General features: G+C 62.8%; 12 protein-coding genes. 7 read left to right on the forward strand and 5 right to left on the reverse strand.

All coding sequences use genetic code 11. From position 1 onward, the window contains the following. The first annotated feature begins 30 nt into the window (after positions 1–30). The gene (locus G6K99_RS03890) at positions 31–1161 is read left to right on the forward strand and encodes a site-specific DNA-methyltransferase (RefSeq protein WP_113166743.1); all 1131 of its coding nucleotides are present in this window, start codon (positions 31–33) and stop codon (positions 1159–1161) included. 232 nt (positions 1162–1393) lie between these two features. On the opposite strand, the gene G6K99_RS03895 is transcribed toward G6K99_RS03890, so the two are convergent. The 3 genes from G6K99_RS03895 to mutY all read right to left on the reverse strand — a co-directional run bounded on the left by G6K99_RS03895 (position 1394) and on the right by mutY (position 3667). After that, entirely contained in the window at positions 1394–1828 is a 435-nt protein-coding gene (locus tag G6K99_RS03895; protein ID WP_174195765.1) for a VOC family protein, read from the reverse strand. A 93-nt stretch (positions 1829–1921) separates the two neighbouring features. Beyond that, positions 1922–2536: an HAD family phosphatase gene (locus tag G6K99_RS03900; protein ID WP_062453604.1), complete on the reverse strand. Its 615-nt coding sequence runs from the start codon at positions 2534–2536 to the stop codon at positions 1922–1924. An 18-nt stretch (positions 2537–2554) separates the two neighbouring features. After that, positions 2555–3667, reverse strand: a complete 1113-nt coding sequence (gene mutY, locus G6K99_RS03905) for an A/G-specific adenine glycosylase (RefSeq protein ID WP_174195766.1) — start codon at positions 3665–3667, stop codon at positions 2555–2557. A gap of 92 nt (positions 3668–3759) precedes the next feature. Between mutY and G6K99_RS03910 the strand changes: the two genes are divergently transcribed. The 3 genes from G6K99_RS03910 (at position 3760) to G6K99_RS03920 (ending at position 8779) form a co-directional block, all read left to right on the forward strand. Further along, positions 3760–4272 carry a DUF721 domain-containing protein gene (locus G6K99_RS03910; protein WP_174195767.1) on the forward strand — a complete coding sequence of 171 codons (513 nt, stop codon included), beginning with the start codon at positions 3760–3762 and terminating at the stop codon, positions 4270–4272. A 289-nt stretch (positions 4273–4561) separates the two neighbouring features. After that, on the forward strand, positions 4562–5266 hold the full coding sequence (locus tag G6K99_RS03915) for a DsbA family protein (RefSeq protein ID WP_062453601.1): 705 nt from the start codon (positions 4562–4564) through the stop codon (positions 5264–5266). Positions 5267–5317: 51 nt separating this feature from the next. Continuing rightward, positions 5318–8779 carry a chromosome segregation SMC family protein gene (locus tag G6K99_RS03920; protein ID WP_174195768.1) on the forward strand — a complete coding sequence of 1154 codons (3462 nt, stop codon included), beginning with the start codon at positions 5318–5320 and terminating at the stop codon, positions 8777–8779. Positions 8780–9053: 274 nt separating this feature from the next. Here the strand turns inward: G6K99_RS03920 and G6K99_RS03925 are convergent, their stop codons facing one another. After that, positions 9054–10034: a VOC family protein gene (locus tag G6K99_RS03925; protein ID WP_174195769.1), complete on the reverse strand. Its 981-nt coding sequence runs from the start codon at positions 10032–10034 to the stop codon at positions 9054–9056. Between the two features lie 177 nt (positions 10035–10211). Here G6K99_RS03925 and ppdK point away from each other — a divergent pair, with 177 nt between their 5' ends. Continuing rightward, a complete protein-coding gene (gene ppdK, locus G6K99_RS03930; protein WP_174195770.1) occupies positions 10212–12884 on the forward strand; it encodes a pyruvate, phosphate dikinase in 2673 nt (890 codons plus the stop codon). Positions 12885–12888: 4 nt separating this feature from the next. Here ppdK and G6K99_RS03935 read toward each other — a convergent pair whose 3' ends face one another. Continuing rightward, positions 12889–13158: a hypothetical protein gene (locus G6K99_RS03935; protein ID WP_113166749.1), complete on the reverse strand. Its 270-nt coding sequence runs from the start codon at positions 13156–13158 to the stop codon at positions 12889–12891. A 146-nt stretch (positions 13159–13304) separates the two neighbouring features. Here G6K99_RS03935 and G6K99_RS03940 point away from each other — a divergent pair, with 146 nt between their 5' ends. Both G6K99_RS03940 and G6K99_RS03945 read left to right on the forward strand, forming a co-directional pair. After that, positions 13305–13673, forward strand: a complete 369-nt coding sequence (locus G6K99_RS03940) for a hypothetical protein (RefSeq protein WP_174195771.1) — start codon at positions 13305–13307, stop codon at positions 13671–13673. Between the two features lie 77 nt (positions 13674–13750). Further along, positions 13751–14647, forward strand: coding sequence for a DUF1499 domain-containing protein (locus G6K99_RS03945; protein ID WP_174195772.1), 897 nt, complete (start codon positions 13751–13753; stop codon positions 14645–14647).

Below are 14647 nucleotides of genomic sequence, written 5' to 3' on the forward strand. Positions count from 1 at the left end.
TCGTATCCAGTACAGCGTAGCGAGTGTCTCATGGCCGCAGTCCTTCCTTTGATCGACCTCCAGAAACAGGCCCGTCCTCACGCCTGGATGAACTCCATCATCAAGGGCGATTGCGTGGCAGCCCTCGAGGCGCTGCCGGATAAATCGGTGGATGCGATCTTTGCCGATCCGCCATACAACCTGCAGCTCGGCGGCGCCCTGCATCGCCCCGACCAGAGCCTGGTCGATGCCGTCGATGACGACTGGGACCAGTTTGCATCCTTCCAGGTCTATGATGCCTTCACCCGCGCCTGGCTGCTTGCCTGCCGCCGCGTGCTGAAGCCGAACGGCACGATCTGGGTGATCGGTTCCTACCACAACATCTTCCGCGTCGGCGCGATCATGCAGGACCTGAATTTCTGGCTCCTCAACGATATCGTCTGGCGCAAGACCAACCCGATGCCGAACTTCAAAGGCCGCCGGTTCCAGAACGCCCACGAGACCATGATCTGGGCCAGCCGCGATGCCAAGGCCAAGGGCTACACGTTCAATTACGAAGCCTTGAAGGCCTCCAACGACGACGTGCAGATGCGCTCCGACTGGCTGTTTCCGATCTGCTCTGGCGGCGAACGCCTGAAGGGTGACGACGGCAAGAAGGTTCATCCGACCCAGAAGCCGGAAGCGCTGCTCGCCCGCATCATCATGTCCTGCACCAAGCCCGGCGATGTCGTGCTCGACCCGTTCTTCGGTTCCGGCACCACGGGTGCTGTCGCCAAGCGTCTCGGCCGCAATTTCGTCGGCATCGAACGCGAGCAGGATTACATCGACGCCGCATCCGCCCGCATCGCGTCGGTCGAACCGCTCGGCAAGACGGAACTGACGGTCATGACCGGCAAGCGCGCCGAACCGCGTGTCGCCTTCAATGCGCTCGTCGAAAGCGGTCTCGTCAAGCCCGGCCAGATCCTCACCGACGCCCGCCGCCGCCACAGCGCCATCATCCGCGCCGACGGCACGCTGACCTCGAACGGCGACGCCGGATCGATCCATCGCCTCGGCGCCAAGGTTCAGGGCTTTGATGCCTGCAACGGCTGGACATTCTGGCACTACGAGGAGGCCGGCGTCTTGAAACCGATCGACGACCTTCGCACCATCATTCGCAACGGCCTGCCAAAAGCGGACTGAGCCACCAGTCCCGGGACCAGATCCCATGTCAGCTCGCGAGCTTCCTCTTCCGGTTTTGTACCTCTAGTCCCGGAAGAGGATCATGTGACGCCCGGAGTTTGAAGGCTCCGGGCGTCATCTTTTTTATGGGGCAAATGCACTGATTTCGGGGCCGCAACGACGCAGGCTCTGACCAGAGTAACCCTGAACACCTCCGAATTCGAATGTTTCGGCCCGTCCGCCGATCACCCGGCTAGGTTGCCTGCCGTCCATCCGGGTATTCTGCAGGCCCCTTGATCTCGATCTTATTGCCAAACGGGTCATGGATGTAGAACGAGTGCCCCATGCCCCGGGCACCCCCATGAAACGCTTCCTGGACGATCTCGACCCCGTGCTTATCGAGATGCGTACGCAGTTCGTCATGGTCGAAAGGGCTGGTCGCAAGACAGACATGATCGACATTGCGCCCACCGGTCACCGGAGGCGCTGCTTTCGTTCCGCCCGGGTGAGTTACATCCCACAAGACGATCAACGACGACCCGAACCACACCTGCTCCATCCCCAGTCCCGGATAGGAATAGCCAGGACGGCACCCTAGGACGTCAGTGTAGAAGGCGAGGGCGCGTTTCATGTCGTCGATCAGAAACACGATGTGATCAATGCCGACGGGAGCGAATGGTATTGCCATGAGGGGTGCCGTCTTAACGTGAGGTCGATTGCAAAACGAGGCGGGTGGGCCGGGAACTTATATTGTCAGCATACCGGCAACCACCCCCAAACCTTACACCTCGATACCGTGATCCCTCAAATCCTTGCGCAGCGTTTCCGGATCCGTGAAATGCACAGCGTGCCAGCCCGCTGCCCGCGCGCCTTCGACGTTGGGATAGCTGTCGTCGATGAAGATCGAGGCTTCGGGGGTGAGGCCGAAATCACGGGCGTGCTTTTCGTAAATGGCCACATCCGGCTTGATCAGGCCGATCTCGCCCGACACTGTAACGCCGCGTGGCTTGTCGAGAAACGGGAATTTCCGGCGGGCTTCAACGAACGTGTCGGCGGCGAAGTTGGTGAGCATGGTTACGTCGCGACCGCTCTCGATCAGGCTTTCAAAGATGGCGACGGAGCCGTCATAGGCATGCGGCACCATTTCGTGCCAGTGCTGGCGGAAGGCCCGGATATTGGCTTCCTGTTCCGGATGCTGTTCGAGCAGCAGCGCTTCGGCCTCATGCCAGTTGCGGCCGCGGTCCTGTTCCAGGTTCCATTCGTGGGTGCAGACGTTGTCGAAGAACCACTTGCGTTCGGTCTCGTCGGGAATGATCCGGCTAAAGGGAAGGTTGGGATCGTAGTGGATCAGAACCTTGCCGATGTCGAAAACGATGTGATCAATCTTGGCCGCCATAGAGGATGTTTCCTGCTGTCAGTTTGGAGCTTTTGCGAAGGCGAGTGGTATAGCCTGGACGATTGCTTTTTTCATGACGGTCGGCAAGGCCTGGTTCTCCAGGCTCTCCACCGGTTCCCACCAGCCATTGTCCACAGCCACCCTGGTTACCCTCGCGCGAAAAATCGAAAGCCGCAGCTCGAAATGGGTGAAGACGTGAATGACCGTACCACAGGCCTGCCAGTCGGCAGACGGGATCGGCGCGTGATCGATCGTCGTGCCGCCATCGAGCCGCGCGGTCCAGGCCGTCGTCGGCACTTCCGTCATGCCGCCGAGAAGACCGGTCTCGATGCGCTTTCGAAGCAGCACCTCGCCATCAGGCGTCACCGCCACGAAGGCAGCGCCTTGCCGCACCGGCTTTTCCTTCTTCGCGGCCTTCACCGGAAACCGCTCAGGGTCGTCGCCGGCCAAGGCCAGACAGTCGTCCCGGAACGGACAGAGCGCGCAGGCGGGACGTTTCGGCGTGCAGATCGTCGCGCCGAGATCCATCATCGCCTGGGCAAAATCGCCCGGCCGGTCTGATGGCGTCAGCTCCACGACCTTCGCCTTCATGGCGGGCTTGGACCCCGGCAGCGGCGCATCGATCGCATAGAGACGCGAGATCACTCGCTCGACATTGCCGTCCATCACAGCCGATTGCCGGTTGAACGCGATCGCGGCAACGGCGGCCGACGTATAGTCGCCGATGCCGGGCAGGGCGCGCAGGTCGTCTTCCGTATCGGGAAACACGCCGCCATGATCGGCTGCGACCGCTTCGGCGCATTTCTTCAGGTTGCGGGCGCGGGCATAGTAGCCAAGCCCCGCCCAGGCCGCCATCACGTCGTCGGAAGGTGCCGCGGCAAGATCGGTCACCTTCGGCCAGCGTTCGAGAAATTTCGCGAAATACGGTTTGACCGCCTGCACCGTCGTCTGCTGCAACATCACTTCCGACAGCCATATGCGATAGGGGTCGGGCCGGATCCCGGCTTTGGCAGCCGTCGGGCTGATGCGCCAGGGCAGCTCGCGGTGGTGCCGGTCGTACCAGGCCAGAAGCCGTTCCGCATGGGTCGGCGCAGGGATCGCATTCGTCGTCTTGGGAAGCGTCTGGAGCATCGTTTGCCGTTTGCCGCTGGAATGGCCTATAGGTATGCGTCAATGCGCCGGCATCAAGGACGGCACAACCTCAGGCGGCCAGTTATCCAGCGATGAATGCTCCGAAACCTCCGTTCCGCCGCAAAGGCGCGCTGCAGATCTCCGAAGTGGCGAACGGCATCATCGATCCGGTGCTGGCCCGCCGCGCCGGCATATCCACCGCGCTGCTCGGCTCCTGGGATGAGATCGCCGGCGAGGATTTCGCCGACTGTACCCGCCCCGAAAAAATCGCCTGGTCGCGCTATAACGACGGCTATAGCGAGGGCGGCCACCAGCCGGGTGTCCTCACCATCGCCTGCGAAGGGTCCCGCGCGCTGTTCCTCGGTCATGCCCAGGGCGAACTGATCGCCCGCATCAACGGCTTCTTCGGCTTTCCCGCTGTGCGCCAGATCCGCATCGTGCAGAAACCGGTTTCGCAGACCTTCAAGCATCCGCGCAAGCTGCAGCCGCTCAAAGGCGAAGCGGCGAAACGGCTGGAGGGCATGATGGAAGGGATCGAAAGCGAAGCGCTCAAGAAAGCCGTCGCCAGGCTCGGCACCGCCGTTCTCCAGCAGAAGCGCAAATGAGAGTTCCAGGGCCCCCGCCACTCTCATTCCTGTGCTCGTCACAGGAATCCAGCCAGCCCAAGTCCTTGGGCTGAAATAACTCTTTTCATCGCAGGGCCAGGTTCCCTCCGACTAGCATACGCATCGTGACGCAACAGAGCGGAAAAGGCCGAGGAATACACCGAACTATCCCTCGCACCGCCATTTCGTCACAATTCTTTGAAGGGATTTAACACTCCACCGCTTGTCGGGGCCAGGACGCCACGATACGGAATATCAAACTTTTTCAAATCTCGAACACGGGTGTTCCATGCAGTTGAACGATAAGACCATCACCAGACGCGCGCTTCTCGGCGGAGTGGCGGTCACGGCGCTTTGCCTGTCGCTGCCGCTCGGCATGTCCGACGCCTTTGCCCAGGCACTTCCGGAATCGCAGGGCGATGTGGATATGGCGGCGGCGCTGAAGCCTGGCACCCTGCCGGAAATGGCGCTCGGCGAAGAAAACGCCAAGGTCACCGTCATCGAATACATGTCGATGACCTGCCCGCATTGCGCACACTTCCACAACACCACGTTCGAGACGATCAAGAAGAACTATATCGATACCGGCAAGGTTCGCTTCATCATCCGCGAATTCCCGTTCGATCCGGTCGCGACCGCTGCCTTCATGCTGGCCCGCTGCAACCCGCAGAACCCGGCCGAACTTGCAACCTCGGCGCAGTATTACCCGATGGTCTCGATGCTGTTCAAGCAGCAGCGCGCCTGGGCAGCCCCTGCCGACAAGGATGTGCGCGGCGCTCTCCTGCAGTCGGTCAAGCTTGCAGGTTACTCACAGCAGAGTTTCGAAGCCTGCTTGACGAACCAGAAGCTTCTCGACGACATTAATACGGTCGTTAAGCGGGGCAACGAGGAATTCGGCGTCAATTCCACACCGACCTTCCTGATCAACGGCAAGAAATACTCCGGAGATATGACGGTTGACTCCATGTCGAAGCTTTTCGACAGCCTTCTGTAAGATCGCCACCCCGGCGGGTAGGGGACCCGTCGGCGGGAGAAAGGGCGCAGCATGAAATTCAACAAGCTGCGCGTCGTTGGCTTCAAGTCCTTCGTCGAGCCGACGGAATTCATCATCGAGCGAGGGCTGACCGGCGTGGTCGGCCCCAATGGCTGCGGCAAGTCCAACCTTGTCGAAGCGCTGCGCTGGGTGATGGGCGAAAACTCCTACAAGAACATGCGCGCGTCCGGCATGGACGACGTGATCTTTTCGGGATCGGGCAACCGTCCGGCCCGAAACAGCGCCGAAGTCGGCCTCTATCTCGACAATTCCGATCATACGGCGCCGGCTGCCTTCAACGATGCCGACGAGATCCAGGTGTCGCGCCGCATCGAGCGCGAGAACGGCTCGCTCTACCGCATCAACGGCAAGGAAGCCCGCGCCAAGGATGTGCAGCTCCTGTTCGCGGATGCATCGACCGGCGCACGCTCGCCCTCCATGGTCGGACAGGGCCGGATCGGCGAGCTGATCAATGCCAAGCCCCAGGCCCGTCGCCAGCTTCTGGAAGAAGCCGCCGGCATTTCCGGCCTTCATTCGCGACGCCATGAAGCCGAGCTTCGCCTGCGCGCCGCCGAAACCAATCTGGAGCGGTTGGAAGATGTCGTCGCCCAGCTGGAAAGCCAGATCGAAAGCCTGAAGCGCCAGGCCCGCCAGGCCAACCGTTTCCGCATGCTGTCGGCCGATATCCGCGCCCGCGAGGCGATGCTTCTGCATATCCGCTTCGTCCAGGCCCGCGAGGCGGAGGCGGAGGCCGAAACCGCGCTCAACCAGGCCACCAATATCGTCGCCGAAAAGGCGCAAGGGCAGATGGAAGCGGCAAAGGCACAAGCCATTGCCAGCCTCAGATTGCCGGAACTGCGCGAGGACGAGGCGAAGGCCGGTGCCGCCCTGCAGCGCCTGCAGATCGCCCGCGGCCAGCTCGAGGAAGAAGCCGGCCGCCTGCTGCGCCGTCGCGACGAACTGACGCGAAGGCTCTCCCAGCTTGCCGAAGACATAAGCCGCGAGGAACAGCTTGCCGCCGACAACACCGCTTTCCTCGACAAGCTGGATGGCGAAGAAGCCGAGCTGACTGAGACGCTGGCGGAGTCTGGTGCGGAAGCCGAAGACCTGCGTGAGGACTTCGAGTCAGCTGCCGCAACGCTTGCCGACAGCGAAAAGCTGTTTGCCGCGGTGACCGCCGAACGTGCCGAAGCTTCCGCCGGACGCAACGCGCTCGACCGGCTGATCCGCGATCTCGCCGAACGACGCCAGCGCCTCGACCGGCAGATGGCCGATGCGACGGGCGAACTCGACGCGATCGGACAAAAGCTTGATGGCCTTGACGATCCGGCCGAGCGGCAGGACGCGGTGGAAGCCGCCGAAATCGCCGTCGAAGATGCGACGATCGCGGCCGAAGAAGTCGAGTCGGCGCTCGCCCATGCGCGCTCGAACGAACTGATGGCCCGCGGCCCGGTGGAATCTGCCCGATCGGCGCTGAACGCGCTCGAAACCGAAAAGCGCACGATTTCGCGCATGCTGGCGGCCGGCGCCCTGTCCGGTGGCTTCGTTCCCGTTGCCGAAATGATCCGCGTCGATCGTGGCTATGAGGCAGCGCTTGGTGCAGCCCTCGGCGATGATCTCGAAACACCTGTCGATGCCTCTGCCTCCGCCCACTGGTCGATCAATGGAGATGGCGCCGCTGATCCCGGCCTGCCCGAGGGTGCGCTGCCCTTGTCGTCCTATGTCACGGCGCCGCCGGAACTGGCGCGCCGGCTCGGGCAGATCGGCGTGATCTCGCAAGACGACGCCGAGAGGCTGATGCCGCTGCTGTGTCCCGGCCAGCGCCTCGTCACCCGAGAGGGCGCCGTCTATCGTTGGGATGGCCATGTCTCCGGCTCCGAAGCGCCGGGTGCCGCCGCCCTTCGCCTGTCCCAGAAAAACCGTCTGTCGGAGCTGGAAGGTGAGATCGACGAGGCCCGCGATATCCTGTCGGAAACCGAGGATGCGCTGGCGCAAGCCGGCTCCGCCATCTCGATTGAGGAAAAACGGCTCGCCGAAGCGCGCGACCGCAGCCGCTTTGCCGCCCGCCAGTTGAGCGATGCCCGCGATGCGCTTGCGGCCGCCGAACGGGCTGCCGGCGATCTTACCCGTCGCCGCGATGTGGTGGCGGAGGCTGTGAGCCAGCTGACCGGCCAGATCGAGGATCTCGGTGTCCAGGAAGAAGACGCCCGCATCGAGCTCGAGGACGCACCGGATCTCTCCGCCATCGATGCCAAGCTGTTGAACCAGCAGAGCGTCGTCGCCACCGATCGGGGCCGTCTCGCCGAAGCGCGCGCCGCCTTTGAGGGCCAGAGCCGCGAGATCGAGGCGCGCAAGCGCCGCATCGCCGCCATCGCCCAGGAACGCGCCACCTGGGTCTCCCGGATGACCAGCGCCGCCGATCATATCGGCAGCCTGCGCCAGCGCGAGGAAGAGGCGCGCGACGAGATCGTCGATCTCGAAGCAGCACCTGAAGAATTCGACGAGCGCCGCCGGGCACTGATCAACGAATTGCAAAAGGCGGAAGCTGCCCGCAAGGCCGCCTCCGATCGGCTGGTCGAGGCGGAAACCCGCCAGCGCGAGACCGACCGGATCGCCGCCACGGCCTTGTCCGAACTCGCCGAAGCCCGCGAGAAACGCGGCCGTGCCGAAGAGCGTCTGGTCTCCGCCGCCGAAAAGCGCCACGAGGGCGAGCTGCGCATCCGCGAGGCGCTCAATGTGGAGCCGCATGACGTGATGCGCATCGCCGGCATCGCGCCCGGCGCCACGCTTCCCGACATCCGCGAGATCGAACGGGAAGTCGACCGGCTCAAGATGGAGCGCGAGCGGCTCGGTGCCGTCAACCTGCGCGCCGAGGAAGAGCAGAAGGAGCTTTCCGACAAGCTCAGCGCTCTGATCCACGAGCGCGACGACATCATCGACGCCATCCGCAAACTGCGTGGCGCGATCCAGAGCCTCAATCGCGAAGGACGCGAGCGCATGCTGGCCGCCTTCGATGTGGTCAACAAGCAGTTCCAGCGGCTGTTCACGCATCTCTTCAATGGCGGCACGGCAGAGCTGCAGCTGATCGAGAGCGACGATCCGCTCGAAGCCGGCCTCGAAATCCTCGCCCGCCCGCCGGGCAAGAAGCCGCAGACCATGACGCTTCTCTCCGGTGGCGAGCAGGCGCTGACGGCGATGGCGCTGATCTTTGCCGTCTTCCTCACCAACCCGGCGCCGATCTGCGTGCTGGACGAAGTGGATGCGCCGCTCGACGACCACAATGTCGAGCGTTACTGCAACCTGATGGACGAGATGGCCGCGTCGACCGAGACGCGCTTTATCATCATCACCCACAACCCCATCACCATGGCCCGCATGAACCGTCTGTTCGGTGTGACCATGGCGGAGCAGGGTGTATCGCAGCTGGTCTCGGTCGATCTGCAGACGGCGGAACTGCTGCGCGAAGCCAGCTAAGCCAGCGCTTTCCCGGTCAACCGGTCGCGGCCTCCGTATTTCTACCTACGTCAATTTACTCATATGGGACATCATCGTCTCGGCGTAGTGTAATTTAACTAAAATCATATTGACGTGTGGTGCCTCGATGCCGCAAGTTCAGCATCGAAGTACCGCCGATATAGAGACCCCCCGCACGGGTTTTCCTGTCCTGTGCGGAAGGCTTTGCGGGGCCGATGTGATCCGGCCCCGCAAAGCGTTTTCATCTCTTTCCGACATCCGCGCGCAGGCGTCCTTACAGCCCCGTCAGCCGCACATTCGTCCCCCAGGGGTCGAGAATGTCGATATGATCGACAGCCCTCGTGAAGCTGACCGACGCCTGTTTCAGCTTGTCCTTCAGCGCCAGCAGGTCGCTCTTTTCCGCAAATTCCAGCGAGAACCAGTCGAGCCCGGTTTGCGTCTCTTCCCGCATTCCCGCACCGGCGCTCTGCCAGGTGTTGAAGGCGAGGTGGTGATGGTAATGGCCGGACGAGAAGAAGCCCGAGTCGTCTCTGGTGCCGCGTGTCGATGACAGGCCGATCAGATCGCCATAGAAGGCCCGCGCTTTGTCGATCTCGCCGACCCGCAGATGGATATGACCGATCCTGAGGTTGGCGGGCGCTTTTGTGTAGGTGTCGCGGTTGATGTCGGTATTGGCGACGATATCGTCCACGTCGAGCGCCTCGGTGCCCATCGTCACCACCTCGCCCTCCCATGTCCACATTTCGTGCGGCCGATCCCAATAGACCTCGACGCCGTTTCCTTCGGGATCGGTCAGATACACCGCCTCGCTGACGCTGTGATCAGCAAATCCTGTGATCGGAAATTGCCGCTGCGCCACATGCACCAGCCAGCGGGCGAGATCGCCGCGGTCCGGCATCAGGTAGGCGATGTGAAACAGACCGGCAGACCCCGGCGTCTCGAAGGCGGCCTCTGCCGAACGGACGAGATGCAGAAGCGGCGATCCCCCCGCACCCAGCACGACGCGATCGCCGGAAACATCATCCTGCTCGATGATCTCGAGCCCGAGCATGCCCTGGTAGTAGGCGGTCATGGATTTGAGGTCCCGCACCCGAAGCGCCGCCTGATCCACATGGACAGGCGTCGTCACGGCAAAGGGCAGGGCAGGTGCAGCCATCGCCGCGCTCGTTCCTTCCGCCAGCAGCGCGCCGTTAAGGGCGGCCGTCGCAGACACGACACCCGTCAGTTTCAAAGCATTCCGTCTCGTGATGGTCATCGAAGGCCCTGCAGGTTCCGGCGGCGTTATAGAGACGCGCTAGAACATGCGCACGTCACTTTCCTGTCAGGCATGACAACTCACCGATTTTGCTGCGCTGCAACATAATCCTGACGCATAATTCCCAAACGATCATAAACGCTGTAAATGCTTGAGAAGACTGGGTGGAGATGCGAAATGGCGAAATGGGTCTATCGCTTCGGCGATGGCAAGGCGGAAGGAGGCGCTGGTGACAGCGTCCGTCTTGGAGGCAAGGGCGCAAACCTCGCGGAAATGGCGAGCCTCGGCCTGCCGGTGCCGCCGGGACTGACGATCGTCTGCGATGCCTGTACCCATTATTTCGAAAACGCGCGAATGCTGCCCGACGTCCTGAAGGCCGAAGTGCTCGATGGCATTGCCGCCATGGAAGCTATCACCGGCCGCCGGTTTGGTGCCGTCGTTCAGCCGCTGCTTCTGTCCGTCCGCTCCGGCGCGCGGGCCTCCATGCCCGGCATGATGGACACGGTCCTCAATCTCGGCCTCAACGACCAGACGGTGCAGGCGCTGGCTGAAGATTCCGGCGATCCCCGCTTCGCCTGGGATAGTTACCGCCGCTTCATCCAGATGTATGCCGATGTGGTGATGGGCCTCGACCACGAAATCTTCGAGGAGATCCTGGAAGACGAGAAGGCGCGGCTCGGCCACGAATACGATACCGAACTTTGCGCCGCCGACTGGCAGCACATCGTCTCCCTCTACAAGCAGCTGATCGGAGAGGAACTGGAGACCGGTTTCCCGCAGGATCCGCATGAGCAACTCTGGAAGGCGATCGCTGCCGTATTCGCCAGCTGGATGAACCCGCGCGCACAAACCTTTCGCATGCTGCACCGGATCCCCGAGGAATGGGGAACCGCGGTCAATGTCCAGGCCATGGTGTTCGGCAACCTCGGCTCGACATCGGCCACAGGCGTTGCCTTCACCCGCAATCCGTCGACCGGCGAGAAAGCCTTGTACGGCGAGTTCCTCGTCAATGCGCAGGGCGAGGACGTCGTCGCCGGCATCCGCACGCCGCAATCGATCACCGAGGAGGGCAGGCTTGCCTCCGGTTCCGACAAGCCGTCGATGGAAAAGCTGATGCCGCAGGCATTCGCCGAGTTCCGCACGATCTGCGACCGGCTGGAAGCCCATTACTGCGACATGCAGGATGTGGAATTCACCATCGAACGCGGCAAATTATGGATGCTGCAGACACGCAACGCCAAACGCACCACCCGTGCTGCCATGAAGGTCGCCGTCGACATGGTCGAGGAAGGCGTCATTACCGAGAGTCAGGCCGTCTGCCGCATCGATCCGCCCTCGCTCGACCAGCTGCTGCACCCGACCATTGATCCGCGCGTCGAGCGCCATGTCATCGGCTCCGGCCTGCCTGCATCGCCGGGCGCTGCGACCGGCGAGATCGTGTTTACCGCCGAGGAGGCGGTCGAAGCCGACAAGGAAGGCCGCAAGGTCATCCTCGTGCGCATCGAGACCAGCCCGGAAGACATCCACGGCATGAATGCCGCCGAAGCGATCCTCACCACCCGCGGCGGCATGACCAGCCATGCGGCCGTCGTTGCCCGCGGCATGGGCATTCCATGCGTCGTCGGTGCCGGCTCCATGCGCGTCGATCTGCGCAACGAGGTGCTTCTTGCCGCAAACGGCGTCAGCCTTCGGCGCGGCGAAGTCATCACCATCGACGGATCCTCCGGCCAGGTGCTGAAGGGCTCCGTGCCGATGACCCAGCCCGCGCTGTCTGGCGATTTCGGCAAGCTGATGGCCTGGGCCGACAAGACCCGCCGCATGACCGTGCGCACCAATGCCGATACGCCGCAGGATGCCCGCGCCGCCCGCTCGTTCGGCGCTGAGGGCATCGGTCTCTGCCGCACCGAGCACATGTTCTTCGAAGGCGACCGCATCCACATCATGCGCGAGATGATTCTGGCGGAAACCGAGAAGGCCCGTCGCGCAGCGCTTAACAAACTTCTGCCGATGCAGCGGTCGGATTTCACCGAACTGTTCGAAATCATGCACGGCCTGCCGGTCACGATCCGCCTGCTCGATCCGCCGCTGCATGAATTCCTGCCCAAGACCGAGGCCGAGATCGACGACGTCGCCCGCGCCATGGGCATGCCGCCCGCTTTCCTCGCCAGACGCATCGATGCGCTGCACGAGTTCAACCCGATGCTCGGCCACCGCGGCTGCCGGCTTGCCATCTCCTACCCGGAAATCGCCGAAATGCAGGCACGCGCTATCTTCGAAGCGGCTGTCGAAGCCGGAAAGACCACCGGAGAACCGGTCGAACTCGAAATCCTCGTGCCGCTGGTCAGCCTGCGCAAGGAGCTGGATTACGTGAAGGGCGTCATCGATGCGGTGGCGAAAGATGTCGCCCGCGAAACCGGCGTGCCGATCGCCTATCTGGCGGGCACGATGATCGAATTGCCGCGTGCGGCCCTCCGCGCCCATGTGATCGCGGAAACCGCCGAGTTCTTCTCCTTCGGCACCAACGACCTCACCCAGACCACCTTCGGCATGTCCCGCGACGATGCCGCGGCCTTCATTCCCACCTATCAGCGCAAGGGCATTATCGAGCACGACCCCTTCATCTCGCTCGATTTCGACGGCGTCGGCGAACTGATCCAGCTTGCAGCAGAGCGCGGCCGCAAGACGAGGGCAGACCTGAAACTCGGCATTTGCGGGGAACACGGCGGCGACCCGGCCTCGATCCGCTTCTGCGAAAACGCCGATCTCGACTACGTCTCCTGCTCGCCGTTTCGCGTCCCCATCGCAAGGCTCGCCGCCGCCCAGGCAGCGATCGAGCGGACGAAGAGCTGACCGGTCAGTGGCGGTGAATATAAACCGGCCGCGTCACCACGATCGGCTGGCGCCACATCATCGCATCGCTTTCCGCCCGCCATGCGCGTCGCTCCGCGCGCCGGTCGAGTTCGATATCGAGCAGGCACCGCGCCATGGAATCGGTCCCGGGACGGAACCCAAAGCGCGCGCAGGACTGCTGATCCGCCGCCCGCCGCTCCTCCGGTGTGATTGTCTGGCAGGAAGTGAGTGCCGTTCCGATGACGGCCAGTGTAGCGAGAAGGGCAAGACGCATGATAGGCTCCAGATCTTGGCTGCGGCATCCGGAGGTCGCTTTCGCGGATCCCAACTCGGTACCAAACCTATAACGACGCAATGCTCCAGACATGTCAAAGCCTGTCACCAGTGGAGGTTGGATTGGCCCGGCACTCGTGTGACCGAATGAAGAAGGTAGGCATTGTTGCATGGGCGATCATCGCCGCCCTATTCGCGGTCTACATGATAACCAGCGTTCCATTTCCTTTTGTGCAGGCTTGGTGGCACGCTGCAGATGACGATCCGCACGACCGCTTTTCCAAACGCCACCGCATGGCTGACTGGCTCGCGATGACAGGCGCATTGGAAGGCTTGAGCCGTGGCGAGGTCCTGGCGAAACTCGGACCGCCACCACCCACAGCCAAGTTCACGGACTATGATCTCGTCTATCACCTCGGCGATGAACGCGGCTTCTTGTCCATAGACTCCGAATGGTTCGTGATGCGCCTGTCTCAATCTGGGAACGTGACGGAAAGCCAGGTGATCCGCGACTAATAATCTGCAAGGATTCCATTCCCCGCCGCGCTGTTCTACAGAAGGAACGAGACTTTGCATGGAGCCGCTTTCACACAATGACCGTCCGCTTTGTCCGGCCCGTTTCCCGCGCCGCCTATTTCGGGCGCAGGCTCGGCTTCTGCGCTTTTCTTCTATTCGTGGTTTCAGCCGTCGCGCATCGGTTCGGGCCGCTGAACGAGCCGGATTTCGTGGCACTTGTTCTGTGTTCCGCAACCATTGCGGCTGCCTCGGTACCGCTGTCGCTGCTGGGTCTCGCGCGGCTGTGGAGTGTCGGTGCAAGAGGAGGCGTTGCTGCTGCACACGGGCTGGTGTTTGCAGCCGTCCCGCTTGCCGTCGTGGTGATGGGAACCGTGTCCTATCTCACGCTGCCGCCGCTTTACGACATCTCCACCGATATCGCCGATCCGCCTGCCTTCGTCTTCGAACCGACAGCCGACCAGCGCTTCCTGCCGCAGCGCCCGCCGATGGTCACGCCCACTGAGCGCCGCGCGCAGTTTGCCGCTTATCCGCGCCTCACCGGACGACGTTACGAAGGTGCCGTCGATCGGGTCTACGAAGGCGTCCAGAAGGCGCTGCGGTCCGCCCGGATCGGCATCGTCAAGACAGAGGGGCTGGAACTGGTGGAGCCCGACATCCTCACCCGTGCAGCCCCCCGCGACGAGCAGGCGCCGGTGCCGGATGTGGCGCCGGTGCCGTTGCGCCGGCCTGAACTCACGCTCGAGCCGACGATCGGCACCGCCGGCGATGTGCTGCTTCAGGGCGAGACCCGCACGCTGGTGCTCGGCCTGCGCTTCGATATCGTGATCCGGTTGCGTGAAGATGCCGAGACGACATCCGTGGATCTGCGCGTCGTCTCGCGCTTCGGCCCGCATGATCTCGGCCTCGGGGCTGAAATCGCCCAGGATTTCCTCGATCGTCTCGATACCGAACTGCTCGGCATCACCGGCGGCTAA

The sequence above is a fragment of the Neorhizobium sp. AL 9.2.2 genome, assembly GCF_013317225.1.
Taxonomy (GTDB): domain Bacteria; phylum Pseudomonadota; class Alphaproteobacteria; order Rhizobiales; family Rhizobiaceae; genus Neorhizobium; species Neorhizobium soli.